The organism is Acetobacter sp. JWB (genome assembly GCF_003323795.1).
In the GTDB taxonomy this organism is placed as follows: Bacteria; Pseudomonadota; Alphaproteobacteria; order Acetobacterales; family Acetobacteraceae; genus Acetobacter; species Acetobacter oryzifermentans.
Genome location: NZ_CP030871.1, coordinates 284041 through 309614, shown reverse-complemented (window position 1 = coordinate 309614; position 25574 = coordinate 284041). Strand labels below are relative to the sequence as shown.

The 25574-nt window shown below is 52.9% G+C and carries 25 protein-coding genes, 1 other RNA gene and 1 pseudogene; 15 read left to right on the top strand and 12 right to left on the bottom strand.

Features of this window, described 5'->3' with window-relative positions:
- Positions 1-23: 23 nt before the first annotated feature.
- Both clpA and clpS read right to left on the bottom strand, forming a co-directional pair.
- Complete coding sequence (gene clpA, locus DS739_RS01500) at positions 24-2369, bottom strand: ATP-dependent Clp protease ATP-binding subunit ClpA (RefSeq protein ID WP_006116834.1); 2346 nt, start codon at positions 2367-2369, stop codon at positions 24-26.
- Between the two features lie 166 nt (positions 2370-2535).
- Entirely contained in the window at positions 2536-2913 is a 378-nt protein-coding gene (gene clpS / locus DS739_RS01495; RefSeq protein WP_081461458.1) for an ATP-dependent Clp protease adapter ClpS, read from the bottom strand.
- A gap of 314 nt (positions 2914-3227) precedes the next feature.
- Between clpS and DS739_RS01490 the strand changes: the two genes are divergently transcribed.
- From DS739_RS01490 to ggt, 3 genes are all read left to right on the top strand, one after another.
- Positions 3228-4376, top strand: coding sequence for a D-alanyl-D-alanine carboxypeptidase family protein (locus DS739_RS01490; RefSeq protein ID WP_006116832.1), 1149 nt, complete (start codon positions 3228-3230; stop codon positions 4374-4376).
- Positions 4377-4502: 126 nt separating this feature from the next.
- The gene (map, locus tag DS739_RS01485) at positions 4503-5303 is read left to right on the top strand and encodes a type I methionyl aminopeptidase (protein ID WP_006116831.1); all 801 of its coding nucleotides are present in this window, start codon (positions 4503-4505) and stop codon (positions 5301-5303) included.
- Positions 5304-5309: 6 nt separating this feature from the next.
- On the top strand, positions 5310-7130 hold the full coding sequence (gene ggt, locus DS739_RS01480) for a gamma-glutamyltransferase (RefSeq protein WP_006116830.1): 1821 nt from the start codon (positions 5310-5312) through the stop codon (positions 7128-7130).
- A 2-nt stretch (positions 7131-7132) separates the two neighbouring features.
- On the opposite strand, the gene DS739_RS01475 is transcribed toward ggt, so the two are convergent.
- Entirely contained in the window at positions 7133-8182 is a 1050-nt protein-coding gene (locus DS739_RS01475) for a lysine-2,3-aminomutase-like protein (RefSeq protein ID WP_006116829.1), read from the bottom strand.
- A 20-nt stretch (positions 8183-8202) separates the two neighbouring features.
- Between DS739_RS01475 and epmA the strand changes: the two genes are divergently transcribed.
- The 3 genes from epmA to DS739_RS01460 all read left to right on the top strand — a co-directional run bounded on the left by epmA (position 8203) and on the right by DS739_RS01460 (position 10796).
- Positions 8203-9228: an EF-P lysine aminoacylase EpmA gene (gene epmA, locus DS739_RS01470; protein ID WP_006116828.1), complete on the top strand. Its 1026-nt coding sequence runs from the start codon at positions 8203-8205 to the stop codon at positions 9226-9228.
- A gap of 91 nt (positions 9229-9319) precedes the next feature.
- Positions 9320-9730: a hypothetical protein gene (locus DS739_RS01465; protein ID WP_006116827.1), complete on the top strand. Its 411-nt coding sequence runs from the start codon at positions 9320-9322 to the stop codon at positions 9728-9730.
- Between the two features lie 52 nt (positions 9731-9782).
- Complete coding sequence (locus DS739_RS01460; protein ID WP_006116826.1) at positions 9783-10796, top strand: fasciclin domain-containing protein; 1014 nt, start codon at positions 9783-9785, stop codon at positions 10794-10796.
- Between the two features lie 103 nt (positions 10797-10899).
- Here DS739_RS01460 and DS739_RS01455 read toward each other — a convergent pair whose 3' ends face one another.
- The 4 genes from DS739_RS01455 to DS739_RS01440 form a co-directional block, all read right to left on the bottom strand.
- A complete protein-coding gene (locus tag DS739_RS01455; protein ID WP_170315332.1) occupies positions 10900-11325 on the bottom strand; it encodes a DUF2501 domain-containing protein in 426 nt (141 codons plus the stop codon).
- A 161-nt stretch (positions 11326-11486) separates the two neighbouring features.
- Complete coding sequence (locus DS739_RS01450; RefSeq protein ID WP_006116824.1) at positions 11487-12059, bottom strand: thiamine phosphate synthase; 573 nt, start codon at positions 12057-12059, stop codon at positions 11487-11489.
- Positions 12060-12103: 44 nt separating this feature from the next.
- Positions 12104-13018: a class I fructose-bisphosphate aldolase gene (locus DS739_RS01445; protein ID WP_035352834.1), complete on the bottom strand. Its 915-nt coding sequence runs from the start codon at positions 13016-13018 to the stop codon at positions 12104-12106.
- Positions 13015-13545 carry a hypothetical protein gene (locus DS739_RS01440; RefSeq protein WP_035352832.1) on the bottom strand — a complete coding sequence of 177 codons (531 nt, stop codon included), beginning with the start codon at positions 13543-13545 and terminating at the stop codon, positions 13015-13017. Before DS739_RS01440 ends, DS739_RS01445 begins: the two co-directional genes overlap by 4 nt.
- 55 nt (positions 13546-13600) lie before the next feature.
- Between DS739_RS01440 and DS739_RS01435 the strand changes: the two genes are divergently transcribed.
- The 5 genes and pseudogenes from DS739_RS01435 to DS739_RS01415 all read left to right on the top strand — a co-directional run bounded on the left by DS739_RS01435 (position 13601) and on the right by DS739_RS01415 (position 15827).
- Positions 13601-13903 carry a hypothetical protein gene (locus tag DS739_RS01435; RefSeq protein ID WP_035352829.1) on the top strand — a complete coding sequence of 101 codons (303 nt, stop codon included), beginning with the start codon at positions 13601-13603 and terminating at the stop codon, positions 13901-13903.
- Positions 13904-13909: 6 nt separating this feature from the next.
- Positions 13910-14242 (top strand): annotated as a pseudogene (locus tag DS739_RS01430) (cell division protein ZapA); the annotation flags it as partial.
- A 15-nt stretch (positions 14243-14257) separates the two neighbouring features.
- Positions 14258-14413, top strand: a non-coding RNA gene (gene ssrS / locus DS739_RS01425) — 6S RNA.
- The gene (locus DS739_RS01420; RefSeq protein ID WP_035352826.1) at positions 14400-14987 is read left to right on the top strand and encodes a 5-formyltetrahydrofolate cyclo-ligase; all 588 of its coding nucleotides are present in this window, start codon (positions 14400-14402) and stop codon (positions 14985-14987) included. The genes ssrS and DS739_RS01420 overlap by 14 nt, the downstream gene beginning before the upstream one ends.
- Positions 14988-15011: 24 nt before the next feature.
- Positions 15012-15827: a TIGR00282 family metallophosphoesterase gene (locus DS739_RS01415; protein WP_006116819.1), complete on the top strand. Its 816-nt coding sequence runs from the start codon at positions 15012-15014 to the stop codon at positions 15825-15827.
- A gap of 27 nt (positions 15828-15854) precedes the next feature.
- Here DS739_RS01415 and DS739_RS01410 read toward each other — a convergent pair whose 3' ends face one another.
- From DS739_RS01410 to DS739_RS01400, 3 genes are read right to left on the bottom strand one after another with little or no spacing between them, the layout of a single operon-like run.
- Complete coding sequence (locus tag DS739_RS01410; RefSeq protein ID WP_006116818.1) at positions 15855-16277, bottom strand: NUDIX domain-containing protein; 423 nt, start codon at positions 16275-16277, stop codon at positions 15855-15857.
- The gene (locus DS739_RS01405; RefSeq protein ID WP_006116817.1) at positions 16271-17149 is read right to left on the bottom strand and encodes a TIGR01459 family HAD-type hydrolase; all 879 of its coding nucleotides are present in this window, start codon (positions 17147-17149) and stop codon (positions 16271-16273) included. Before DS739_RS01405 ends, DS739_RS01410 begins: the two co-directional genes overlap by 7 nt.
- Positions 17146-18219: a quinone-dependent dihydroorotate dehydrogenase gene (locus DS739_RS01400; protein WP_006116816.1), complete on the bottom strand. Its 1074-nt coding sequence runs from the start codon at positions 18217-18219 to the stop codon at positions 17146-17148. Before DS739_RS01400 ends, DS739_RS01405 begins: the two co-directional genes overlap by 4 nt.
- 177 nt (positions 18220-18396) lie before the next feature.
- On the opposite strand from DS739_RS01400, the gene DS739_RS01395 reads away from it, so the two are divergent.
- From DS739_RS01395 to DS739_RS01380, 4 genes are all read left to right on the top strand, one after another.
- A complete protein-coding gene (locus tag DS739_RS01395; protein ID WP_006116815.1) occupies positions 18397-19014 on the top strand; it encodes a hypothetical protein in 618 nt (205 codons plus the stop codon).
- A gap of 200 nt (positions 19015-19214) precedes the next feature.
- The gene (dinB, locus tag DS739_RS01390) at positions 19215-20294 is read left to right on the top strand and encodes a DNA polymerase IV (protein WP_035352820.1); all 1080 of its coding nucleotides are present in this window, start codon (positions 19215-19217) and stop codon (positions 20292-20294) included.
- A 259-nt stretch (positions 20295-20553) separates the two neighbouring features.
- Entirely contained in the window at positions 20554-22047 is a 1494-nt protein-coding gene (locus DS739_RS01385) for an amino acid permease (protein WP_006116813.1), read from the top strand.
- Entirely contained in the window at positions 22044-23114 is a 1071-nt protein-coding gene (locus tag DS739_RS01380) for a hypothetical protein (protein ID WP_035352818.1), read from the top strand. Before DS739_RS01385 ends, DS739_RS01380 begins: the two co-directional genes overlap by 4 nt.
- 76 nt (positions 23115-23190) lie before the next feature.
- On the opposite strand, the gene DS739_RS01375 is transcribed toward DS739_RS01380, so the two are convergent.
- Both DS739_RS01375 and DS739_RS01370 read right to left on the bottom strand, forming a co-directional pair.
- Positions 23191-23961, bottom strand: coding sequence for a glycosyltransferase family A protein (locus DS739_RS01375; RefSeq protein WP_035352815.1), 771 nt, complete (start codon positions 23959-23961; stop codon positions 23191-23193).
- Complete coding sequence (locus DS739_RS01370) at positions 23958-25508, bottom strand: hypothetical protein (protein WP_035352854.1); 1551 nt, start codon at positions 25506-25508, stop codon at positions 23958-23960. The genes DS739_RS01375 and DS739_RS01370 overlap by 4 nt, the downstream gene beginning before the upstream one ends.
- Between the last annotated feature and the right edge of the window lie 66 nt (positions 25509-25574).

Below are 25574 nucleotides of genomic sequence, written 5' to 3'. Positions count from 1 at the left end.
TTACGCACGTGGCTTAAGTTCAATTAGCCCGTTGCTTCTTCCTCATGTTCGCTGCCGTGGGTATCTTCCCCATTGCTGGAAGAGCCACCGCTGCTTTCAACAATATCAAACGCCAACTCACCGTTCTTCAGGCCAATTTTTACAGCTCCACCCTTTGCCAACTTGCCGAACAACAGTTCTTCGGCCAGCGGCTTCTTGATGGATTCCTGAATAACGCGCCCCAAAGGCCGTGCGCCATACAACCTGTCATACCCGCGCTCTGCCAGCCATTCCTTGGCAGCGGAAGACAATTCGATGGTTACGTTGCGGTCTGCCAACTGTGCTTCCAACTGAAGCACAAATTTTTCAACCACCTGCCCCACAATTTCAGGCGAAAGGTGTGCAAACGGAATAATAGCATCCAAGCGGTTGCGGAATTCTGGTGTGAACAGGCGTTTAATGGCCTCTTCATCCTCACCTTCACGCACCTGGCGGCCAAAGCCCACGGCCTCCTTGCTCATATCCGATGCACCAGCATTGGTGGTCATAATCAGGATGACGTTGCGGAAATCCACCGTCTTGCCGTTATGATCCGTCAGCTTTCCGTTATCCATAACCTGCAACAATACGTTGTACAGATCGGGATGTGCTTTTTCGATTTCATCCAAAAGCAGCACTGCATGTGGATGCTGATCAATAGCATCCGTCAGCAAACCGCCCTGATCGAAACCAACATACCCCGGAGGCGCACCCAGCAGACGAGAGATAGAATGCCGCTCCATGTATTCGGACATATCGAAGCGAACCAGCTCAATCCCCAGCGCCGTTGCCAACTGGCGGGCCACTTCTGTTTTACCAACCCCAGTGGGGCCAGAGAACAGGTAGTTACCAATTGGCTTTTCTGCATCACGCAGGCCAGCACGTGCCAGCTTGATGGCGGCAGACAGGGCATCAATAGCCTGATCCTGCCCAAACACCATTCCTTTCAGATCGCGTTCCAAAGAGCGCAGCACTTCCTTGTCATCCGCAGAAATGCTTTTGGGCGGAATGCGGGCAATACGTGCGATAATATCTTCCACATCCTTCAGGTTCACCGTCTTGCGGCGGCGGCCTTCAGGCTGGAGCATGCGCGAAGCGCCTACCTCATCAATCACGTCAATCGCCTTATCCGGCAACTTGCGATCATGAATGTACTTGGCAGACAGTTCCACTGCCGCGCGAATGGCTTCTTCCGTGTAACGCACTTTATGGTGTTTTTCGTAGCTGCCTTTCAGGCCGCGCAGAATCTTCACCGCATCATCAATGGTGGGTTCAGGCACATCAATCTTCTGGAAGCGCCGCACAAGTGCACGGTCTTTTTCGAAGTGCTGCCGGAATTCCTTGTAAGTTGTAGAACCGATGCAACGCAGCGTGCCCGCTGCCAACGCTGGTTTCAGCAGGTTTGATGCATCCATCGCGCCGCCTGATGTGGCACCCGCACCAATAACGGTGTGGATTTCATCAATAAACAAGATGGCGTGCGGGTCCTGATCCAGCTCTGTCACCACAGCTTTCAGGCGTTCTTCAAAATCACCACGGTAACGTGTGCCTGCCAGCAATGCGCCCATATCCAACGAATAGATGGTGGATTTCAGCAGCACTTCCGGCACGTTACCTTCCACAATGCGGCGGGCAAGCCCTTCCGCAATGGCAGTTTTACCCACACCCGGGTCCCCCACATAAAGCGGGTTGTTCTTGGTGCGGCGGCACAAAATCTGGATGGTGCGCTCAATTTCCGTATCGCGCCCGATAAGCGGGTCTACCTTACCGGCAATCGCCTTATCGTTCAGATTGACGCAATAAGTAGAAAGCGCATCCTGATTGCCTTTCTGACTTTTGCTTTCAGCCCGTTCGGGTTCTTCACCCTTTTCTGCATTGGATTCCGTACCCGCTACCGGGCGGCGCGTAGACCGATCCGGCGCTTTGGCAATACCGTGAGACAGAAAGTTAACGGCATCCAGCCGTGTCATATCCTGCAATTGCAGGAAATACACCGCATGGCTTTCCCGTTCTGCAAACAGGGCCACAAGCACGTTTGCACCTGTTACCTCATCCCGCCCAGTAGATTGCACATGAATAGCAGCCCGCTGAATAACGCGCTGGAACGCGGCGGTGGGTTTTGGTTCTGTTGGCCGATCAGATGCCAGCCCAGCCAAATCCTTATCCAGAAAACCTGTCAGATCCGTGCGCAGGCGATCCAGATCCACCCCGCACGCCCGGAACACCGTAACGGCGTCCGCATCATCAACCAGGGCAAGAAGCAGATGCTCAAGCGTGGCGTATTCATGATGCCGTTCACCGGCCAGAATGAGCGCCCGATGTAGAGTCTGTTCGAGATTGCGTGACAACATGACGAGACGCTCCTTTCCCCAGACATTGCAGGCACGGCAGCAACGCTACCCACCATACCCGCAGCCCTTGTTATCATATTTGGCTGCTTCTTCAGGAAATGCGAGTCTTATTCCGCGCAAAAAACGCGTACCATGCCGTTTTTTAGCAATAACGTTGCAGAAGTGATCAGTCTTTTTCGATCGTGCACTGTAGTGGGTGCTGGTTTTGCCGCGCCAGATCCATAACTTGCGCCACCTTGGTTTCTGCTACTTCATAAGTGAACACACCACACACACCAACGCCACGCCGATGCACGTTCAGCATGATGTCTGTGGCCTCTTCCCGATTCTTCTGAAAAAAACGTTCGAGCACGTACACCACAAATTCCATTGGGGTGTAATCATCATTCAGCATCAGCACTTTGTACATGGCAGGCTTGCGGGTTTTGGGCTTAGCCCGCACCACCACGCCAATATCGGCACCATCATCCGAAGAATCCGTGCTTCCGCCACGGCGCAAAGGCCCATTACCCGTATGCAAAACAGGATCGCGATGCAGAACCATTATGGGCAAACTCCGGCAGCAGGTCAGACAAAATCATGGGGCTGTATCTTCCACCATATTGGTTACGGCAACCCCATATGGAAGAGGGCATACCACGCCATACCTTTATAACGTGGCTCTGCCCTGTGTACTGCCATATTTGTGCCACATAGGCAGAACACACGAAAATATACACACTACCACGCCGCTAAAACTGAAACCCTGATTCGGATTTTTCCAGATTTATGCAGACGTGGGCTTGCGATCTTAAGCGGCAGACGGAATAGTAACCCTGCAGGAAGCAGGTGGGGGTGGCAGTGGCAAACAGGACAGTCATGCGGTACGTAACAACGGCAGAAAACAATAAGCTGCCCAAGCTGAAACGTAAAAAAACATCCTCTTTACGTAAATGGGTTGGCCTGCTGGCAGGGTTGGCCGTTGGCACCACAGCCACTTACGGTAAAGCACATGCACAGTATGCGGGGCAGTTAAGCTCTATTGTGGTAGATGCCCGCACTGGCGCTGTTCTTTCGCAAGATGATCCGGATCTCCGCCGCTATCCAGCCAGCCTGACAAAGCTGATGACCCTGTACATGACATTCAACGCCCTGCGCGCTGGTGCCATTTCACTGGATCAAGCTGTACCCGTTTCCATCCATGCTTCTACTATGGAACCTTCCAAACTCGGATTGGTTCCCGGTTCCCATCTGACTGTTGAGCAGGCGATTCTGGCCCTTGTTACCAAATCTGCCAACGATGCTGCCTGCGCATTGGGCGAGCTGATTGGTGGCGGTAGCGAACCTCAGTTTGCCGCTATGATGACACAGCAGGCCCATTACTTGGGCATGAGCAACACCACCTTCCGCAATGCCTCTGGCCTACCTGATCCAGACCAGATGACAACAGCGCGTGATTTATCCACCTTGGGCCGCCGCCTGATTGCTGATTTTCCGGAATATTATCACTATTTTTCAACGCCGTATTTCAGCTTTCACCGCCGGATCATTCCCAACCACAACCCTATGCTGAAAGTGTATGCAGGGGCGGATGGCATGAAAACCGGCTACACGCAGGAAGCCGGACGCAACCTAGTGACCTCCGCCATACGCGACAATGTGCGGCTTGTAGGCGTGGTGATGGGGGCTTCCAGCAATACCCAACGCTCATTAGTTATGGCTAATCAGCTAGACCGTGGGTTTGATGCAGAAGGTGTGGCCCCTGTTGCACGGCCTCTTATGCTAGCTCGCGCTCAGGTTGGCACACGCACAGCCCGCAACCATCATGCCCTTATCATGGCAGCATCTGCCCACCGCCGGGTGGTGGAAGTGGCCTCAGCCCCTGCAACACGCCGTGGCCGACACGTGCTGGCCATGCCGGTTTCTGGGGGCCACCATGTGCGGCTGATTGGCGCCAAGGTGCGGCCTGCAACGGCTACATCTTCCAAAAGTGCCGCCAAACACCGCACAGCGCATAACCACACCTAAGTTTTTTTCTGCCGATTCTTTCTGCTTAGGCAATCCGCAGCAGCATAAGCGGGTTGCCTTTGCTGCTTGCTGGCTCCATCTTGCGGCTGACTCGTTTAACGCCTGCAAAATTTAGGGAGCGCGATTATGGCCGGCAGAGGCGGAATTATTCTGCATACTGAAGAAGATTTTAAAATGTTGCGTGCTGCCGGCCGTCTGGCAGCTTCTACGCTGGATATGATTACCCCTTACGTCAAACCCGGCGTTACCACTGGGGAACTTGATCGTATTATTCATGAATACACGCTGGCGCATGATGCCGTACCCGGCACGCTGAATTATCGTGGTTACCCCAAGGCCTGCTGCATTTCCGTCAACCATGTTGTGTGCCACGGCATTCCCGGTGATCGTGTTCTGCAGGAAGGGGATATCGTTAACATTGATGTCACCCCAAAACTGAACGGCTGGTTTGGCGATAGCAGCCGCATGTACACGGTGGGCAAGGTTGCTATCAAAGCTGCTAAGCTGATTACCGCAACCTATGAAAGCATGATGCGCGGGATTGAAGCCGTACGCCCCGGCGCCACGCTGGGTGATATTGGCTACGCCATCCAGAGCTATGCAGAAAAACACCGCTATTCCATTGTGGAAGACTTCTGTGGCCACGGCATTGGCCAGACCTTTCATACTGAGCCCAACATCCTGCATTATGGCCGCCCCGGCGAGGGCATGAAGCTGAAGGCAGGCATGGTGTTTACCATTGAACCCATGCTGAATATTGGCAAAGCAGATGTGAAAATTCTGGAAGATGGATGGACAGCCGTTACGCGCGACCGCTCCCTTTCTGCCCAGTTTGAACATATGCTGGCCGTAACCGAAAAAGGGTATGAAATCTTCACCCTTTCTCCTGCCGGTTATACCTGCCCGCCCTACCCCGTAAAAGGATAAGCCCCTATGCCTGCTCCCATACAACGTTCTTCCCTTCCGTCCCGTTTGGTGGCGATGGCAGTGCTTTGTATGGGAGTGGGGGCGACTACCATACAGCCACTATGGGCTGCTGCACCCGTAGCATCTGCACCAGACCCGCTGGCATTCAGCACAACGCAGCCTGACCAGTTGCCACCTTTAGCCCCTACACGTGGGGCGCATGGCATGGCCGTTTCTGCCCAACGGCTTGCATCCGAAGCAGGCGCGCGCATTCTGGCCCAAGGTGGCAACGCCGCAGATGCCGCCGTAGCTATGGGGTATGCACTGGCAGTTGTTTACCCTGCCGCGGGCAATTTAGGGGGCGGTGGCTTTATGCTGCTGCGTGCACCGGGCAAACAGCAAAGCGTTTTTCTGGATTTTCGGGAAAAAGCCCCTGCCGCCGCCACCCCCACTATGTTTTTAGATGAGCATGGCAATGTGCTGCCCGATCAATCCGTAATAGGATGGAAAGCAGTTGCCATTCCCGGCACCGTTGCGGGGCTGGAGGAAGTGCATAAACGCTGGGGCAAATTGCCACGTCAGGCCGTGCTGGCCCCGGCTATTCGGCTTGCGCGTGAAGGGTTTGTGCTGGAAGCCGGAGACGTAGCGCTTCTGAACACCTCTACTGAGGCATTTCGTAAAGACCCCTACGCACGGGCCATTTTTCTGCGCCCAGATGGCTCTCCCCTACAGGTGGGAGACAAGCTGGTGCAAAAAGACCTCGCCCACTCGCTTGAGCAGATTGCCCGCCACGGTGCAGATGCTTTTTACAAAGGCCCCATTGCCCACGCCATTGTAAAGGCTTCTCGCAAAAACGGTGGCATCCTCACCCTTGCGGATTTTGCACATTATGCACCGCGCGAACTCCCTCCGCTAACGTGTCATTATCGTGGGTTGGAGGTAGAAACCGCACCACCCCCAAGCGCGGGTGGCGTTGCGTTGTGTGAAATGCTGAACATTCTGGGTGGCTACAACATGCAAACCCTTGGTTTGCATACCGCTCCCGCTTTACAGCGCGAGATTGAAGCCATGCGCCACGCTTATTCTGACAGGCGTGACTTGGGTGACCCAGCTTTTGTGCCCAACCCCAGCCAACATTTGCTAGACCCAGCCTACGCAGCCGAAATACGGACACATATCCCCACAGACCACGCAGTGCCTTCTACATCCTTGAAAGCCGGGGATGCCTCTGCCGAAAAACCCGAAACCACTCAGTTTTCTGTCATGGACAAAAATGGTTTTGCCATTTCCACCACGTACACACTGAACGGGTGGTTTGGGGCCAAAGTGATTGGTGGCAACACTGGCATCTTTATGAATGATGAGATGGATGATTTTTCCATCAAACCCGGCGCGCCCAATATGTTTGGTATTCCCGGCAGCACAGCCAATGCCATTGCTCCGGGCAAAACGCCTCTTTCTTCCATGACACCCACCATCCTCTCCCGCAATGGCAAACCCATTATGGTGATAGGCAGCCCCGGTGGCTCTCGCATTCCTACCATTGTGCTGTCTGTTATTCTGGGCGTTGTGGATTATGGCTTAGATATCCAGCAGGCCATTGATCTGCCGCGCCTGCACGAGCAGTGGATGCCCGATGCGGTGGAAATAGAATCCGGCGCAGTCTCCTCGGCTGTAGAACGCACGCTGGAGCATGAGGGCTATCATTTTGCCCCGCATGCACCATGGGGCATACCGGAGGGTATTCTGGCCGGTAGCCCGCGCTTAACAGACCAAACCACAGGAGCACCGCCCTATTTTGGCGGGTATGACAGACGCCACCCCGGCGGTGCAGCTATAGGCGAGTAAGCCTATAGCCTGTCCAGCTTGTGGGTTTCCCCCTTAGGGTCTTTTACCTGCTGCGGGCCTTGCACGTATTCAGGCCCCAAGGGCACCTTGCCGTACCCTCCGGGAATATCCAGCACATAAAGCGGCCATGCCAAACCGGTGACACGTCCGCGCAATCCTGCAAGCAGGCGCTGCCCTTCCTCTACCGGCACATGAAAATGTGCCGTGCCGGGGGCTGGGTCTAGCTGATGCAGATAATACGGGCGCATACGCGTTTCCACCATGGCACGGAACAGGTCTTCCAACGCCTGTTCGCTATCATTCACACCACGCAGCAAAACAGACTGCCCCAATAGCGGAATACCCCTGCGCACAATGCGCTTAAGGCATGCTCGTGCAGGTTCCGACATCTCGCGCGCATGGTTGATGTGCACGGCCATCCACATAGCTTTGTTTGTTTCCAGCGCATCCAGCAGGGCGTCTGTTACCCGCTCTGGATCCGCTACGGGCACGCGGCTATGCACACGAATGGTCGTGACATGCGGCATGCGTGAAAGCTCTGCTACAATATGACCAAGCCGACGCGGAGAGAGCATAAGCGGATCTCCGCCCGTTAGAATCACTTCGCGAATCTGCTTATGTGTACGCAGCCATTCCAGTGCTTGTTCCAACGCGGCATCATCCAACACACCGCCATCTGGCCCCACATGCTCACGCCTAAAACAGAATCGGCAATAAAGCGGGCAAATCAACAAGGGCTTCAGCAACGCCCGATCTGCGTAACGATGCACAATGCCGGGAACGGGTGAAAGTGCATTATCACCAATAGGGTCGGAACGCTCCTCTGGTGCAATCTCCAATTCCTGCGCAGAAGGCACAACCTGTACGCCTATTGGATCATCCGGCGAGGTGATTAAATCCAGAAAAGCTGGCGGAATGGCCGTAGCATAATGTTGGGCAACATCGTCCAGCATCTCATGCTGTTGAGGAGGCACCAAACCGGCTGCTATCAGATCATCCGGGGTGCGCAGTGTTTTGCGCCGTGAAAAAGAGGGCTTGACCGGGAAAGACATGTCACGCCTCTACTCCCCTCATGTCAGACTCTGCAACTGTTCAGCCCAATCCGGGTCTAAAAGACCCCGATCATATTCTTGACCGGCTTCCTTTTCTGCTGCGCCGCAATCTGGTTTGGCGCGGGACGCGTGCCTTTCTGGAATCTCGCGGCTGCGTGGAAGTGGAAACACCTTACGCCGTGCCCACACCAGGGGAAGAGGTGCACCTGCAACCTTTCCATACCGTGCGGGAAACCCCTGATGGCATGCAACAAAACCTGTTCCTGCACACCAGCCCGGAATTTGCCATGAAGCGTATTGTGGCGGCCACTGGGCTACCTGTTTTTCAGTTTGCGCGTGTCTGGCGGAATGGAGAAGGCAGTTACCTCCATGCCCCCGAATTTACCATGCTGGAATGGTACCAACCCAACATGACACTGGAAGGGCTGATGGATGAAACCGAAGCCCTTTTGCAAGCGGTGTTACCGCCGATTCTCCAGCATTCAGACCATAGCCTGAGCATATCTGGGCCGTTTGAGCGGCTTACAATGCAAGAAGCTTTCCATCGCCATGCGGGTGTAGATCTGCTGCCCACAGAAGGAAATGCACAGGCCTTGGCAAAAGCAGCAAGCTGCACATTGCGTGAGGGGGAAACGTGGGAAGACCTCTTTTTCCGCCTGTTGATGGAGCGGATAGAACCGGCCATTGGCCGTACACGCCCCACTTTTCTAACCCATTGGCCTGCCAGCCAAGCCGCATTGGCGCGCAAAAGCCCACAAGACCCGCGCGTTGCCCTACGGTTTGAACTTTATGCCGCAGGCATGGAGTTAGCGAACGCTTTTGAAGAACTAACAGACACCACAGAACAACGTGCCCGCTTTAAGGCCGACCGCCAGCAGCGCCAAACTCTGTACCCCAACCGTCCAGAATGGCCCGTGGATGAAAAACTGCTAAGCGCCCTGCCCCATATGCCTGCCTGCTCTGGCATTGCACTGGGGTTTGATAGGTTGGTTATGCTGGCTTGCGGCACAACACGTATACAGAACGTCTTGTGGATAAACGGTTAGTCTGCAACATTTGGCGCAACCATAATATGTTGTTCAACATTTATCCGTATGATGCCCGGTTACAACACTACCGGCGGGAGCCAGAGCTGCCATGATGCATAAAAGATTTATCCTGCTGCTGGGCGCTCTGGCTCTAACGGGTTGCCAAGTACCTAGCAAAAAGGAACGGCGCCAGCTTGATTCCATGATCGGCAAGCAAACAACTGATGTGGTGCGCACATTTGGCGTGCCCACGCGGCAGTTTGTTTCCGGTAACCACACCTTTTTAGCTTATATCAACCAGCAAACCGATTACACCATGCCCATGAGCGGTTGGGGATGGGATGGCGGCTGGGGTGGCTGGGGCGGATACGGCCCCGGCTGGGGTATGGGCGGTTGGGATGGTGGCTGGGGCGGTATGGGGGGTGGCATGGGCACAGCCTATACCTATACCTGCCAGACTACGTTTGAACTGGTAAACGGTATTGTAACAGCCTGGACAATGCGAGGAGACGGGTGCTGAGTATGCCCGGTGCAGTCTTCTACTTCATGAAGCCAGTCTTTCTTTTAGCGGCATGATCTTTTGGGAGACATCCATGCACCTTAAGCGTGTTCTGTACAGAACAGCCTTTAACCCACGTACGCTTGCACCCGCGGCCATAGGCATTGCCGCCTTGGCGCTTGGCGGCTGCACACAAAGCCGCGCACGGCAGGATACGTATAAAGTTGCCAATTCAACCTGTTCGTACATGATGCCAACAGTTTCGGGCACACGCACTTACGCACCTGCAAAACCAAGCCAGACCCGAGAGGTAGAACCAAAAAGCGCTCCAGATAGCCGGGTTGCCTACCCCAACCCGGAAACACCAGCTTTTTGTGACCGCCCGCTGTCGGATACACTCCCGAGTTCTCTGGAAATGGCAGATTACACCCATCTGCTCAATACAACTGGCCTGTTAACCACCTTACAACGGAGTGGGCCATTTACAGTTTTTGGCATTCCGAATTCAGCACTAGAAACCTATAACGCCCAAACAGGCAACAAACTGACAAACCCGGATAATACGGCTGTTATCAAGGAAATGCTGTCTTACACCATTGTTAAAGGGCGTTGGCCTCTGGCCAAAATCAAGCATGCTGCTCTGGCTTCTCCCACCCAGTCTGTCGGGCTTCCTACCCTGAATGGCCAGTTGCTTTCCGCGTGGGTGGATAATCAGTCTGGCCAAGTTGTTATTGGTAATGGGCAGGGCATGACGTCTCACCTATGGGTTACGGGTATTCCGCAGTCCAACGGTGTGCTGTATTTTATGCAAGATCTGATTCTTCCACCTGTGCCGCAGCAGAGCGCCAGCGCTACCACGCCTGTTTCTGCGGCCTCTGTAACCCCTGTCAGCCGCCCACTGCCCACAGCACAGGCACAGGCACAGGCACAGGCACAGGCACAGGCACAGGCACAGGCACAGGCACAGGCACAGGCACAGGCACAGGCACAGGCCAGCACGATTGCAGCCCGCACGCAACCGGCCACAGCCTCCTACACATCCCGCAAGGAAAACCTTACAACACCACCTGTTTTACAACTGCCCTAAAAACAGTTTGGGAACATGCAAAAAGCCCCTGCCAGTTTTGCACTGACAGGGGCTTTTTTAATGGGTAAAGCAGGCGAAAAAGCCTGCTCATACCGCAGCAAAATCAGAGGGCAGACTGCGCCTTATCCAGCACCATGCTGCACAGCTTGGTTTTCAGCTCACCCTTCAGGTTGGCCAAAGAGAACATCTGGTTATTGCCGGTTTGCAGCAGTCCCCGCTGGCCAGCTTCATACGCGCTGGAAGATGTTACGCCCGGCTTCTGTGTCAGGCTACCCAGAACGGACTGCGCCGTGGAAGAACCCTGTTGAAGCACATTGTTCTGCACACAATACCCAAGAATACCGGCCAGATTGCCTGTGCTGGCAGAAGAAAGGCTTGGCAGCATGCTGGATGCCATACTTGCGCCTTGGCTTTCCACGCCGCTTTCAGCGCCAGACAGGGCACTTTTACCAATAGAGCCCAGTCCACCACCAAAACCCTGTGCATGCACAGCCGGAGCAGCAACAACACCAGCAGCCATAGCCAGCATCAGGAATGTTTTTTTATTCAGCATGGAAAATATCCAGTTCTCGATAATCATGCCGCGTCCTTCATCCGCAGATCAGCATGATCTGTTCGATCAGAAAGCGCGTTCTGATACTTAGCATTGCCCTCAAACATGGCAAAAACCCGTATCAAACCCGACAAAAATCAGCCTTGCCACGTGTCCGGCTGCTGCCACCACTGTTCGGAGGGCATAACAAAATCCGCTCCGCTGGCGCTCAACACTGCCAGATCAGCCGGTGTTTGTGCCTGCGCCACCACAGGCAGTTCCATCATTAAAGACCACCAGCGTGTAAGTGCTGAAACAGTTTCAAGCGAAGCGCCATCTTCTGCGCCAAAGCAGATATAATCTGCGCCATCTTCACCAGCGCACATGGCGGCATCTCGGCTTTCTCCAACAGCAACACCAAGCTGGAGATCCGGCCCGATAATGCGCCGCACATCCTTTACAGAAGCCGCCGTATAAGAAGGAGAAAGGTGCACGCCATCGCACCCGGTTTCCTGCGCAAGGGTCGGGGCATTTTCCAGCATCAGGGCAATATCACGCGCCTGAATGACCGGCTTAAGAAGTAATACAGCCTGCCGGGCTGCCGCCACAGGCATATCCACCAGCCGCAGCAACAAGGCTGCGGGCTGGTGGGTAGCTAAACCTGCTTCAAGAACAGGTAAAAAAGCCTGTGCATCAGACACAGCAGGCGTGACAAGATAAAGATCAGACATAGTGTTCCTTATCTCATGCCCGCTGCGCAGATACTATGGCTGTTTCAGCCTTTGAAAATGGTGGTGATTTTGTCCAGCAGAGCCAGAGCTTCCGCCTTCGGACGCTGGAACACGTTACGACCGATAATGGAACCGAAGCCACCACCATCCTGAATACCCTGAATGGTCTGCAACAGTTCATCCGTGCTGGTATGCGCACCACCAGAGAAGATTACGATACGGCGGCCCGCAAAGCAGGACTGCACCACATGCTGCACGCGGGCAGCCAGGGTGGCAACGTCAATCTTGTTCTGCTCATACACTGGTTTGTTGGCATCCAGTGCAACAACTTCAGTCGGCGGCTTTACCTTGATAATGTGCGCACCCGTCAGCGCAGCCATATGTGCGGCGTAGGCGCAAACATCCACTGCGGTTTCAGCTTTTTTGTCCAGCACGGGGCCACGTGGGTAGCTCCATACAATAACGGCCAAGCCAGCAGCCTTAGCTTCTGCTGCCAGTTCGCGCAGTTCTTCCATCTGCTCGAAGCAGTATTCGGAGCCCGGATAGATGGTGAAACCAATAGCAGAGCAACCCAGACGCAGGGCATCAGACACGGTGCCCGTTACAGCCTGATCTTTTTCCGTTGCAAGGCTGTTGGAGCTGTTGCACTTCAGAATCAGCGGAATTTCACCAGCATATGTTGCGGCGCCACATTCCAGCATGCCCAGCGGCGCTGCATAGCCGCTTAGGCCTGCTTCAATCGCCAGTTCAAAGTGATAATGCGGATCATACGCTGCCGGGTTAGCTGCAAAAGAACGGGCCGGGCCATGCTCAAACCCCTGATCAACCGGCAAAATCACCAGCTTGCCTGTGCCACCCAGCTTACCTGCGTTGAGCAGCCGCGCCAGATTCATCTTGGTGCCGGGATTATCGCTCTCGTACTGGTCGAGAATAGCCTTAACCTTGGGGGTAAGTGTCATGGGTAACAATCCTTTTTTTGCCTTGTGTCCGGCAGTTTATTTTCCGGATCTGAGGATTGGCAATAACCGTCGGTGAAATACCCGACAAGAGAAGACGTGTGACATAATGATGGTATAAGGTGAAATGATGGCGGGCGGGCGCTCAATAGCATGCCAAATTCCTGCGTATAAACTGCTTTTATCGCATTAAACTGGGCAGCAGATGCTTGCAACACAGCATGTTTTTGGCCCATGCGCACAGCACCCAACGCATAAGCTGCGCTGCCACCGCAATCCAGCGCATGCCAAAATGCAAGGCCTGTCGAATCCTCCAGCGCTGCAATAAGTGCCAACCACCACCCTGCCCCCATAAACCCAGCCGCACCTGGGGCAGAAAGAAAACCAAAACGTGCGCTTGCGCCCTCTATCATGCCCTCTACCGCACGCGCAGCACGATAGGCAGCCATGCCAGATTCGTATCCATCAATCGTAAATAACTTGTCTGGCGGCATTTTTGGTAAGAAAAATGAAGCGTTTTTGGTTAGCATGCTTGACGCCATCGCGTTTGCGGGTGATTCCTGAGCACAGTTGACAAAAACAAGAATGCAGGATCAAGCCGTGGAGCCGTCTTTGCCCCAGACTGACGAACACGCTGGTAAACAGCACCCGGCCACACAGCCACCGGCTGGGCAAGACCCCATAGCCCGGCTGGATCGTGCCTTGCAACGCATTTCCTTTGCTGTTGAAAAAGGGCTGCAACAGCAAACCCGCACGGGCACAGAAAAACAGGAACTGGTGGCCAATGTAGATGCCCTTCTCTCCCGCGTGCGAGATGCGCTGGAACGGGCAGAAAAGCCATCTTCCCTTACCTTTTACCACCCGGCAGAACACGAACAGGGAAACTGATACAGCATGGCACTTGTTTCGGTTCGGATTAACGGCCACAGCTATACGGTAGGGTGCGATAACGGGCAGGAACGCCACGTTCAGGCCATGGCCCAGCAGGTAGAACGCCGCGTGCAGCGCGTGCGTGACATGGGCTTTAGCGGAGATGCCCGGGTACTGGTTCTGGCCGCCCTTTTAATGGCGGATGAAATACAGGATCTTTCTGGCAGCCGCGTGCCAGATGCCACCATACAGGCTGCAAAAGATGCCGAACGCCTGCGGGCGGAGCAGGCCCTTACAGCCGGTCGCTTAGCAGATTTGGCCGAACGTGCGGAATCTCTTGCAGCAGAGCTTGAGCACGCCTACATAGATGAGGCGGGGCTGCCCAACGCGTGAGGCAAGTCATCCCCTGGGCCGATAAGCACTTCCTAGGGAGCTGGCTCTGTTGTGGCCCTGGTCACATTACCCGGCGCCCACCTGCACTCGCAGGTCCTGGAGGTTGAAAGACCCACGGTTCATGGTGGCTCCGCACATTTCCCCCCCACAAGGTGATCCGCCTGCTGTGGCCGCGCGCAAAAAAGAACTGCGCCAACACTGCATGGCCACGCTAAAAACGCGTGATGAAGCGCTGGATAGCGGTATCCTTACCCACCTGCATACACTTCTGCGCCCCCTGTTGCCCGCTGTTGTTGCTGGCGTGTGGCCCCTACCGCATGAAGTAAATCTATGCCCGCTGTGCCACATATTGGTGGATACAGGCGCAACCATTGTGCTGCCTGAAACACCACCACGCGGGCAGCCCCTTATTTTTCGGCGCTGGACGCCACATGCCCCCATGATGCAAGGCCGTTTTGGCACTGAGTTTCCTGATGGCCCGGTTCTGCAACCCACCATTATATTGGTGCCCTTGCTAGGGTTTGACCGCACAGGCAACCGGCTAGGATATGGTGGCGGATATTATGATCGCACTTTGGCCGCCCTGCCCGATGCACGCAGCATTGGGTATGCGCCATCTTGCCAAGAATTAGACAGCCTTCCTGCTGGACCGTATGACAGGCCGCTTTCCTGTATTGTGACTGAAAAGGAGATTCTCCATTTTGACTAACAACAAACACAGGAAACCTCTGGCGTGAGACTCCTTTTTCTGGGTGATATTGTTGGCCGCACTGGCCGCGAAGCCGTTTTAAGCCGCCTGCCTGCCTTGCGTGAAAAATTGGCGCTGGATCTGGTTGTGGTCAATGCCGAAAACGCCAGCCACGGCTTTGGCCTTTCCCCCGCCATTGCCACATCCTTGCTGCAAGGCGGCGTAGATGTGCTTACCCTTGGCAACCATGCGTGGGATCGGCGTGATCTGATCGGGCATATTACCTCCGAACCTCGCATTGTGCGCCCGCTCAACTATCCCCCCGGTACACCCGGCCAAGGCAGTGTGGTAGTAGAACTGGCAGATGGCCGCAAAGCTCTTGTGGTCAACGTGATGGGCCGCCTGTTCATGGACCCGCTGGATGATCCCTTCCGGTGCATGAATGAACTGCTCAACAAGCATCGCCTTGGCGCCACCATACAAGCGGCCATTGTGGATGTGCATGCAGAAGCCACGAGCGAAAAATGGGCAATGGGTCATATGCTGGATGGCCGTGTATCTTTGGTTGTGGGTACGCACACACATACCCCCACAGCAGACCATAGGATTCTGGCCGCTGGCACGGCGTTTCAGACAGATGCTGGGATGTGCGGAGATTACGACAGCGTTATTGGCATGACCAAGGAACCCGCGGTTACCCGTTTTGTACGCAAAATGCCGGGTGAACGCCTACAACCTGCAGAAGGCGAAGCCACAATATGCGGAATTATGGTGGAAACAGAAGATGCCACGGGCCTTGCCCGCCGTGTGGCTCCCCTCCGCCAAGGTGGCTTGCTGGCCCAGACACTGCCTGATTTCTAAATCAGGCTACGTGTTTCCAGCACGGCTTTACGCGTCCTGATGCTTCAAGACGGCCACTGCTTGCTGCGTTGCAATCGTAAGGGGCTGCGGCAACGCATCCAGAGCAAACCATTCTAGCCCATTATGTTTATGTGGCTCGCAGATATGGGGCTGCCCCGTGTACTGCTGCACCCTGTAAACGGGGGCAACCCAGTGCGTGCCTGCTGCTGGGTCAATTTGATCCACCACGCAAAGCAACGCACCTAACTGCACGTTTAAGCCGGTTTCTTCCAGCACTTCGCGGATAACGGCAGCCGGTACGGTTTCAAACGGATCTACCTTGCCGCCCGGCAACCCCCAGCAACCTGCTTCTGGCTGCTTGAGGCGACGCAGCAGCAAAATATGGCCTGCATTATTTACAATAGCAGCGCCACACCCTACTGCGGGTGAGGTTGGTGGCGCACTCACCACACCAATCTTTTAATAGCCGCAACCGGGGCCAAACCTACGGCCTTGGCTTCTTCTTTTGCCAACTGGATGTCATCCCCGATCATTTCCTGATGGATGCCCCCCAAAATCCACAGCCCGGCAACGCCCACAGCAGAAGCACCACGCATATCGGTAGCCAGTGCATCACCAATGGCCAGAATACGCGGGCGTGGCACATTCAGCATCTCAAAAACAGGCTCATACACACGGGGGTATGGTTTACCTATCCAGCTGACCTTGCCACCTTGTTCCGCGTAAAATGCTGCCAGAGCCCCAGCACAAATCTGCCGCTTGCCACCTTTTACCACCACCATATCCGGGTTGGCGCACACCATTGGCAGGCCACGTTCCAGACAAGCACGCAGTTCTGGTAGATATGGATCCAGTGATCCCACGCCGCGCTCGGCATCTGGCCCGGTGTTCATAATAAAATCGGCATCCGCAGGCTGTGCTACGCGTTGCACGTCCAGCCCGTTGTACAGACCAAGATCATGTGTGCCGCCAATATGCAGCACTTTTTGCCCCAAATTGGCAAACCACGGGTCTGTCCGGGCTTTTAACAAACGGCGCGTTTCTTCACCACTTGTCATCACCCCGTCATGCAGTTCATGCGAAATACCAAAGGCTTCAAGCTGCGCACATACGACATCTGCCGGACGCGGCGCATTGGAAAGCATGACAATTTTTTTGCCTGATGCACGCAGGGCCTGCAAACACTCTACGGCACCGGGATATGGTTGCACACCATCATGCACTGTGCCCCATAGATCTATAATGTAGCCATCGTACTGGTCTGCCAGCGCGGCAAGGCCTGTAATCTGCTGCATATCTTCTACAGTTTGCTGCGCTATCATAAATCTTTGCCCCGAATATCATCCAACGTTTCAATGCCCTGCGCACGCATGATGTGCTGCATCTCACGCTTCAGCCGCTCTACTAGTGCGGGGCCTTCATAAGCAAACGCTGTGTAAACCTGCACCAGATCAGCCCCAAGGCGGATTCGGGTAAGAATGTCTTCTCCGCTTTCAATACCGCCACAAGCTATCAGTGCCAGACGGCCTGCCGCAGCCTGCGCAACCAGACGCAGCATTTCCGTAGCGCGCGGTTTAAGCGGACGGCCAGAAAGCCCCCCAGCTTCTGTGCGATACGAACTTTGCAGAGAATCGGGGCGCGCCAGTGTGGTGTTGGTGACAATCAGCCCCTGCGCACCACCGGCTACGGCGGCTTCTACAATGGGGCCAATGGCATCATCTTCCAGATCTGGCGCCAGCTTAATCAACAGCGGTGGCCGTTCTGCATGACGGGCCGAAATGGCATCCAGAATCCCACGCAGGCGGGCAGCATCCTGCAAGCCACGCAGGCCCGGCGTATTAGGAGAAGAGACATTTAGCACAATGTAATTAACGTAGGGCTTAACGCGCGCCACCAGTTCTGGGTAATCGCGCTCCGGGTCGGCACCGGTTTTGTTAATACCGATATTGGCGCCTACAGGCACCCCGGCCCCACCGCCACGGCCAGATGGCAACGGGCGGGACAGACGCGCCAGACGCACGGCAAACTTATCAATACCCTGATTATTAAAGCCCATACGGTTAATAACCGCCCGATCTTCCGTAAGGCGGAAAAGCCGAGGCTTGGGGTTACCCGCCTGCGGGCGTGGCGTAACAGTTCCGGCTTCTACAAACCCGAATCCCAACTGTGCCAGAGGGCGCAGAACACGGGCGTTCTTATCAAACCCGGCAGCAATGCCAATGGGGTTGGAAAACCGCATACCCAGCACACGTGTAGCTAGGGCAGGATCATCCTTGGGCCGCTTTATGGGCACGGATACACCCAGTGTTAGGGCATCCAAGGCCAGTTCATGGGCCTGTTCCGGATCTAACCGGCGCAGGAATGGAAGAGAGAGTGAGGCAAGCACAGACATGCCTTGTGTACTGCCTCATGCCCAGCCTCAAGAAAAGCAGAAAAAACAGAGCCACCACAGAAGCGTGAGAAAAGTTGATGCATTTTTATCTTGATAATGAGAATTATTCTCATCTAAAGAGAGTTATCGCACACATGCCACACAAAGGATGAAGGCATCTGCCTTTAGGAATGCGCCATGACACGTTCACCTGTTTACCTGACGGATCTTGCCTGCAGCGAACGGCTGACACTTTGGACCATTCGCCGCCTTGCAGGAATACAAACAAACCCGCACACGCCCACAGCCGGGCCATCGGGCGGCCTGTTTCTGCCCTGCTTTAGACGGGAATTTTTGGCTGTTGCGCAAACCTTTCATGATGCCCTGACAGATATGGCCGCACTGGAAATGCCTGCACTGGATATTCGGGTAGGCTGCGCTCTTTCTGTTACCAGCACAGAGTATCGCCTTTTGTTGGCAACAGAAGCCGCACAGAATGAACGCAATGCAGATATGGAAGACCTGCTTAAACCGCTTGTGCCATTTGCTGGCCTGCGTACACGCCTTGCTTCTGCCATTACAACGCTAGGAGCCTGTCTTGCTGGGGCAGGATACTGGCTCTCTCATAGTTCCAGCCGTGTTGTCCCTACCAAGGCATCGGAACGTCCATCTGCTTATGGGGCCTACCCAGCCACAGCGGCACTTTCCCTTGCACGCTGGCATGATCTGGATATGCAGCCCAAGCAAATTGTGGCGCATTGGCAGGATCGTGCCACCTCAAAATACCAGTATTCACAAGGGTTTCCGGTATCTTAAACAACATCATAATTTTCTACGGGGAGGCGTGGCTCCAATATCAGGAAGCGCTTTCCCCTTTCATTTTAAAATTGAGACCTTCTGCTTTGGTTAAAAAGATCCTGATTTTCTGGTTTGCAAACCCGACACGCAGAATTTTAAGCTAGATTTGTTTTCTTTTTGTTCCCTTTTGCGCTGCCTTCTGCTACCATACACGGGTGATGACAGCAGTTGTACGCCGCATTATCCATATTGATATGGATGCTTTTTATGCATCTGTTGAGCAACGAGACAATCCAGCGCTTAAAGGCCAACCTGTAGCGGTAGGCCGATGCCAGGAACGCGGTGTGGTTGCCGCCGCCAGTTATGAAGCCCGAAAATTTGGCGTGCGTTCGGCCATGCCTTCGGTGCAGGCACAGCGCAAATGCCCGCACCTGATTTTTGTGCCGCCACGTTTTGATGTTTATCGTGCAGTTTCTGCCCAAATTCACGCCATTTTTGCGCGTTACACGCCCCTTATTCAGCCTCTTTCGTTAGATGAAGCCTATTTGGATGTAACAAATCCGCTGCTTCTCCGCCCCTCTGCCACAGCAATTGCAGAAGAAATACGCGCGGCCATTTTGCATGAAACAGGGCTTACGGCCTCGGCAGGTGTGTCTTACAATAAGTTTCTGGCCAAGCTGGCCTCAGATTACCGCAAACCCAATGGTCAATTTGTTATTCCGCCCAACCGTGGGGAAGCATTTGTAGCCAATCTGCCCGTAAACGCTTTTCATGGCGTGGGGCCAGCTACGGCCCAGCGAATGCATACACTCGGCATTCATACAGGTGCAGATTTACGTCGTTTTTCATTAGATATTTTACGCCAGCATTTTGGTAAGGCGGCTGCTTTTTATTATGGCATCGCCCGTGGCAAAGATGATCGGCCAGTAGAACCAAACAGGCCGCGCAAATCACTCGGCAAGGAAATAACGTTCGCGCAGGATTTGCGCACCTCAGCCGAATTACACGCGGCTCTGCATGAACTAGCCGCAAAAGTGTGGGCGGGCTGCCAAAAACGTAACCTGACAGGCCGTACGATCACCCTGAAACTGCGCTATACAGACTTCAACCAATGCACGCGCAGCCTCTCTTTGGCCGATCCGGTGCAAGACCAAGAAATTCTAGCCGAGATGGCGTGCCGGTTACTTGCGCCATTGCTGCCTGTACGTGCCCCAGTAAGACTTTTAGGTATTACACTTTCCACTCTTTTAAGCCCGCAAGATCAAGGAGCCACAACGCAACTTTCTTTACTTTCATAGATAATAAATAAATAACATTTTTATCCCAAACAACAGCACTTATGCTTATATTATTTCAATATCAAAACAAAATATTTGCGTTTCTTCTTTCCTGATATTCATATAAATTCTGTATATTCCTTATACGTTTCAGCTTCATTCTTATACACTATTCATATTTAATTGCGATTATTTAACGGTTCCATCTTTACAACCTGCAAAATCCAATGCACCCGATACCAATCGGTTTTGACATAATTTTGTAATCAAGGTTAACGAGATGACGGCTTCCCCCACCTCAGACGGGCATACACCTGCCAATGCAGGCGCACGCACTGAAGATGGATACCACCGTGGTTTGGGTAAGCGTCAGATCCAAATGATCTCTCTGGGTGGGGCTATTGGCACAGGGCTGTTTTTGGGGGCTGGATCTCGCCTTCAAGCCGTTGGCCCATCTCTTGCCTTGGTTTATCTGGTGTGTGGTGTTTTTGCTTTTCTGATGCTGCGTGCATTAGGTGAGCTTGTGATGTACCGCCCCACCAGTGGCAGCTTTGTTTCCTACACACAGGAGTTTTTAGGCCCCAAAGCTTCTTATATTGCAGGCACCATGGCCTTTTTTAACTGGGCTGTAACAGGCATTGTGGATATTACAGCCGTGGCGCTTTACATGCGTTTTTGGCCTGTTTTTTCCAGTGTACCACAATGGCTTTTTGCCCTGCTGGCCCTTGTGCTGATAACCGGCATGAACCTAACCGGCGTAAAATGGTTTGGTGAGCTGGAATTCTGGCTTTCCTTGGTTAAAGTGATGGCCTTAGGCGGATTCCTGGTCATCGCGCTGGTTATTCTGGCCTTGCGCTACCCCGTAGATGGGCACGCAACCGGGCTGCATCTGATTACCGAAAACGGTGGCTTGTTCCCGCACGGCTTTTTACCTGCACTGGTATTGGTACAAGGTGTTGTATTTGCCTATGCCAGTATTGAGCTGATTGGCACGGCTGCGGGGGAATGCGAGGATGTTAAATCCGTTTTACCGCAGGCCATTAACAACGTTATCTGGCGTATTGCCATTTTTTACGTGGGCACCATTACGCTGCTTGTGCTGCTGCTGCCGTGGAACACGTATCAGGCAGGAGTTAGCCCTTTTGTCACCTTCCTTTCCAAGTTGGGCGTACCGGGCATAGACAGTGTGATGAACGTTGTGGTGCTGACCGCAGCGCTCTCCAGCTTGAACTCTGGCCTCTATTCTACCGGGCGCGTGCTACGTGCACTGGCGCTAGATGGCGCAGCCCCGCGTTATTTGGCCCGCATGAACAAACAGGCTGTACCTTCTGCAGCCATTCTTTCTACTGTGGCCATTTATCTTGTGGGCGTGGTGCTGAATTACTTCATCCCCAGCCAGATTTTTGAAATCATGCTCAGTCTGGCCTCTCTGGGTATTCTCAGCACGTGGTGTTTTATCGTGTTGTGCCAGATTCAACTGCGCAAAAAAATTCGCCGTGGAGAAATTGCCCCTACCTCTTTTCCGATGCCGGGCGCGCCATTTACCTCGTGGCTGGCTCTCGCCTTCTTTATTGGCATCGTTGGGCTGATGGCGTTTGATTACCCAACCGGAACGGCAACAATATGCGCCATTCCCCTGCTGGCTTTGGCACTGGCATGGGGCTGGCGTCGCATTCGCTCCGTTCCGCAACATAACGCCGTGCCACAAACCGTTCCTTCCGTTGTGTTGACGGAAGATTTTTTGGTTCCCCATGAAGGGTCAGACAGATCATGATTCAGGCAGCCAGTGTATTTTCCTCCCTCCAGGTACGAGCAGGCGTTAAGTGTTGCCCTGTTGTTTGTCGCTCTTTGGTAGGCACATTGCTGCTTTCTGTCGGCCTTTCCGCAGCACATGCTGCAGATACAGGCAATAGTGCGGCGGCGGGGTCTCAAGCTCCGGGGGAGGCGCGCCCGCAATGGTATACAGGATCTCTCGTTTCGCCTTCTGGCGCGCTTTCCAAGGCAGGTGTGTTCGCGTGGGAACCTTACGTCAGCTATAATCTGCCTGTGGGATATCTGGATGCAAACGGCAACAGCCATCCACTACATCCACGCCAGCAATCTGTTTCCAATTTTACGCTCTACAAATACTCCATTACGGATTCCATCAGTATTCAGGTTACTCCCACGATCAGTTATTTGTGGAAGAAGAAAGCTGGTACAAGTAGCGGGCTCAAATTCGGAGATCTGCCAGTGGATTTAATGTGGCGTTATCTGGATGCAGACCCTGCACGCTATATTCCGGCTCTGAGTGTATTTGCTGGGGTTGGTTTTCCCACAGGTAATTATCAGAGGCTGGGCCGAGCAGAAGATGGTGTTGGATCGGGCGTTTATACATTCCGCTTAGCCTTTACGGAACAATCCACTTACACACTGCCGGGCCAGCATGAACTGCGCCTGCGTATGTGGGGCACCTTCCGCCGTGCGCTTACAACCGCGCATCTGCATAACGTCAGCAGTTACGGCACAGAGGTTGGCTTCCGCGGCACAGCGCAACCCGGCATGTACGGAGAAAGCGGGTTTTCTCTGGAATTTGGCATAAACCAGAAATGGGTTTTGGCCATGGATCTGGCGCGAGACTGGGCAGATGGGTCTCACATTAAAGGCCGCACCCCAACAAGCGGCAAAATAGAACGGATAGACCGCATTAACAGTTCTTCAGGAGACTGGCTGATAGCCCCTGCTGTTGAATACAACTGGTCCCCTCGTTTTGGGGTTATTGCGGGGGTTTCAACCTATTTTGCAGGCCACAATACCGGGTTTTCGGTTTCACCACAGGTGGCATTTAATAGTGTGTTTTAACCGTTGCGCATTGAAAATAAAAAAGAGCGGAATTTCTTCCGCTCTTTTTTTATACCACCGCATTTGGAAAATCTGATTATTCCACCAGCTCTGGATGACGGAACTCCATCACCAATTCCAGATCATAATGTGCAGCCAATGCTTCTGTGGCTGTGCGCGAAGAATTATGCACACGATAACGACACAGAATTTCTGGCAGGTATCCGGGTTCTAGCCCTGCATCAATAAATTTCAGCCAGAAATCATAGTCTTCCCAGCCTTCTTCAATATGAGAGAAGCCGCCAACCTTTTCCCATGCGCTTTTACGAATAAGCGCCATCACATCCACATAGTTATTCTTGCGCATGCGTGCGGCATCCCAGATATCGGCATGGCCAATACCTTTGCGGTCTCCAAACTCTTCAATCTGGGTATAAACTGCCGGGAATTTGCCCTGCAAAAGCGCCGTGTAGATTTTTTCCAGCGCCGTTGGGTAAATGGTATTATCAGCATCGATAATAAACACATACTCAGACTGCGCATATTCAAACGCCATATTGCGCGAAAATGATGGCCCCTGATTACGCGGGTTAGTCAAACACTGCAGGCTATAAAAACGCTGCTTGTTTTCCTCCATCCATTCCGCGATCACATCAACGGAATCATCCCGCTGGGAGCAGTCATCAACAACCACAATTTCCAGATCAGCATGCGTTTGATCTGCAATGCTATCCAGACATTCTTCAATAACAGAAGCATAATTGAAGTTGGTAACGCAGACCGTAATCAGGTTTTTAGGCTTCCGGGATTTTTTCTTATAGGAAAAAACAACTTCCGGGCTGGGGTCCCATGGCTTGATAACGCTCATTTCACAGTGCTCCACACAGCAGAAATATAGTTTTTGAGATCGATATTCTTGGAGTTGAATATTTTCTCATCTTGCAGAAGATCAAAAATATTCTGCTGAATTCTGGCAGCTTCTTTTTGCCCATCTTCAGTCTGGGTTAACCATTCTACCAGATTGGGCATATGCCGCGGCGTTTCAGCCAAGAAATGCTCACCTTCCTTATACAGCGGATGAGGGAAGCATTCTTCTGTTACAACAATGGTGCCGGAAGCCATGCCTTGTTTGACAATCCGGTGCCATTCAAAAAAACAGTTATCATCACGATGAATATTCAGCGCCACCTTGGAATTTTCTGCAACATAGCGCGGGAGGCGTGAAAGGATATCGTAAACCCCGGAGGACGGAATAGGCCCTTCTGCCTTACGATAATAAAAGAAGCACTGATAGTTGGAGAAGAAGGCCGCTGACCGCGAAAAGAATTTTTCGCGCTTGCGGGAGGCGTTCCCAAAAAAGCTGACATCAATAGCGCGTTCGGCAATTGGCCGGAATGGGGTAGACCCTGTTTTAGCCCCTTCTGGCAAAATACGCACCAACGGATGCTTTTTGTCTGCATCAGTAAGCTTGCAAGCTTCTATTTTTACCGGCGGATCAAAGTGGAATACTGGCAGCCCAACATCGGAAAAGGATTTAAGATTCTGATAACACAGATCCATCACCCCGGCTGACATGAGAATGTACAGAATCCCACGCGTGAACCAGAGTGTCTGGGGTTGTTCTGTATTAAACATGATGGATTTTCTAATAATCTCATCACGTTTCCAGATTTCGTTTCCATCCAAGAAGAAGAATTCGTGCGGAGCACAGAAAATGCAAAGTTCAGGCGTGTCTTCTTCTGGTGTTTTTTCAGTAAGTACCTTGGCGTTCAGGCCAGCATTACACAGATATTCACTGAGGCACTCTGCCAATTCCTGAATAAAGGAATTGCCTTCGGAATGGTAGAATACCCCAATCGTTTTAGGGAAATTCTTGCCGTAAACCTTATCAGTGATTTTATAATTAACGTCGTGCTTACACTCATTGCCCAAAAAGCGAACAATGGAGCGTTTGGAAAAAATTTCTCGCCCTTCACCAATACCGTAAAGTAATGCGTGGCGTGCTGTTGGCATACTTGCGGATGAAACATCGCTGTTCATACGCACGTAATCATCTTCGTTAAAAAACGGGTATTTCTTTAATCTATTTAGAGCATTCGTAATGGAAACATACGAATATTCCTGCAAAAGACCTTTTTCAAAGAAAAACAGATGGTCATTATTTCTAATATAATGCGCGAATGGGTTTTCATTTTTCCCAATAACGTTTTTATAAAGATTATAATATATTTCTGTATTGAAATTATCATTAGGATTACGGTTTTCATGTACACCGTAAAGAACATAATGTATAATTGGATCAAGACCAGATTTTTTTACATCAGGATTTTCTTCAAGATAAAATTCACTATCGAATTTTCCCGAATCAATTATTGATTTTATATCTTTTTTATTCCAGGCGGTCAAACTTACCATTGCATTTTCCGTTTGAATGCTATCACTATTTACAGGTACTTATACCAAATATAAATTTTTATGCTG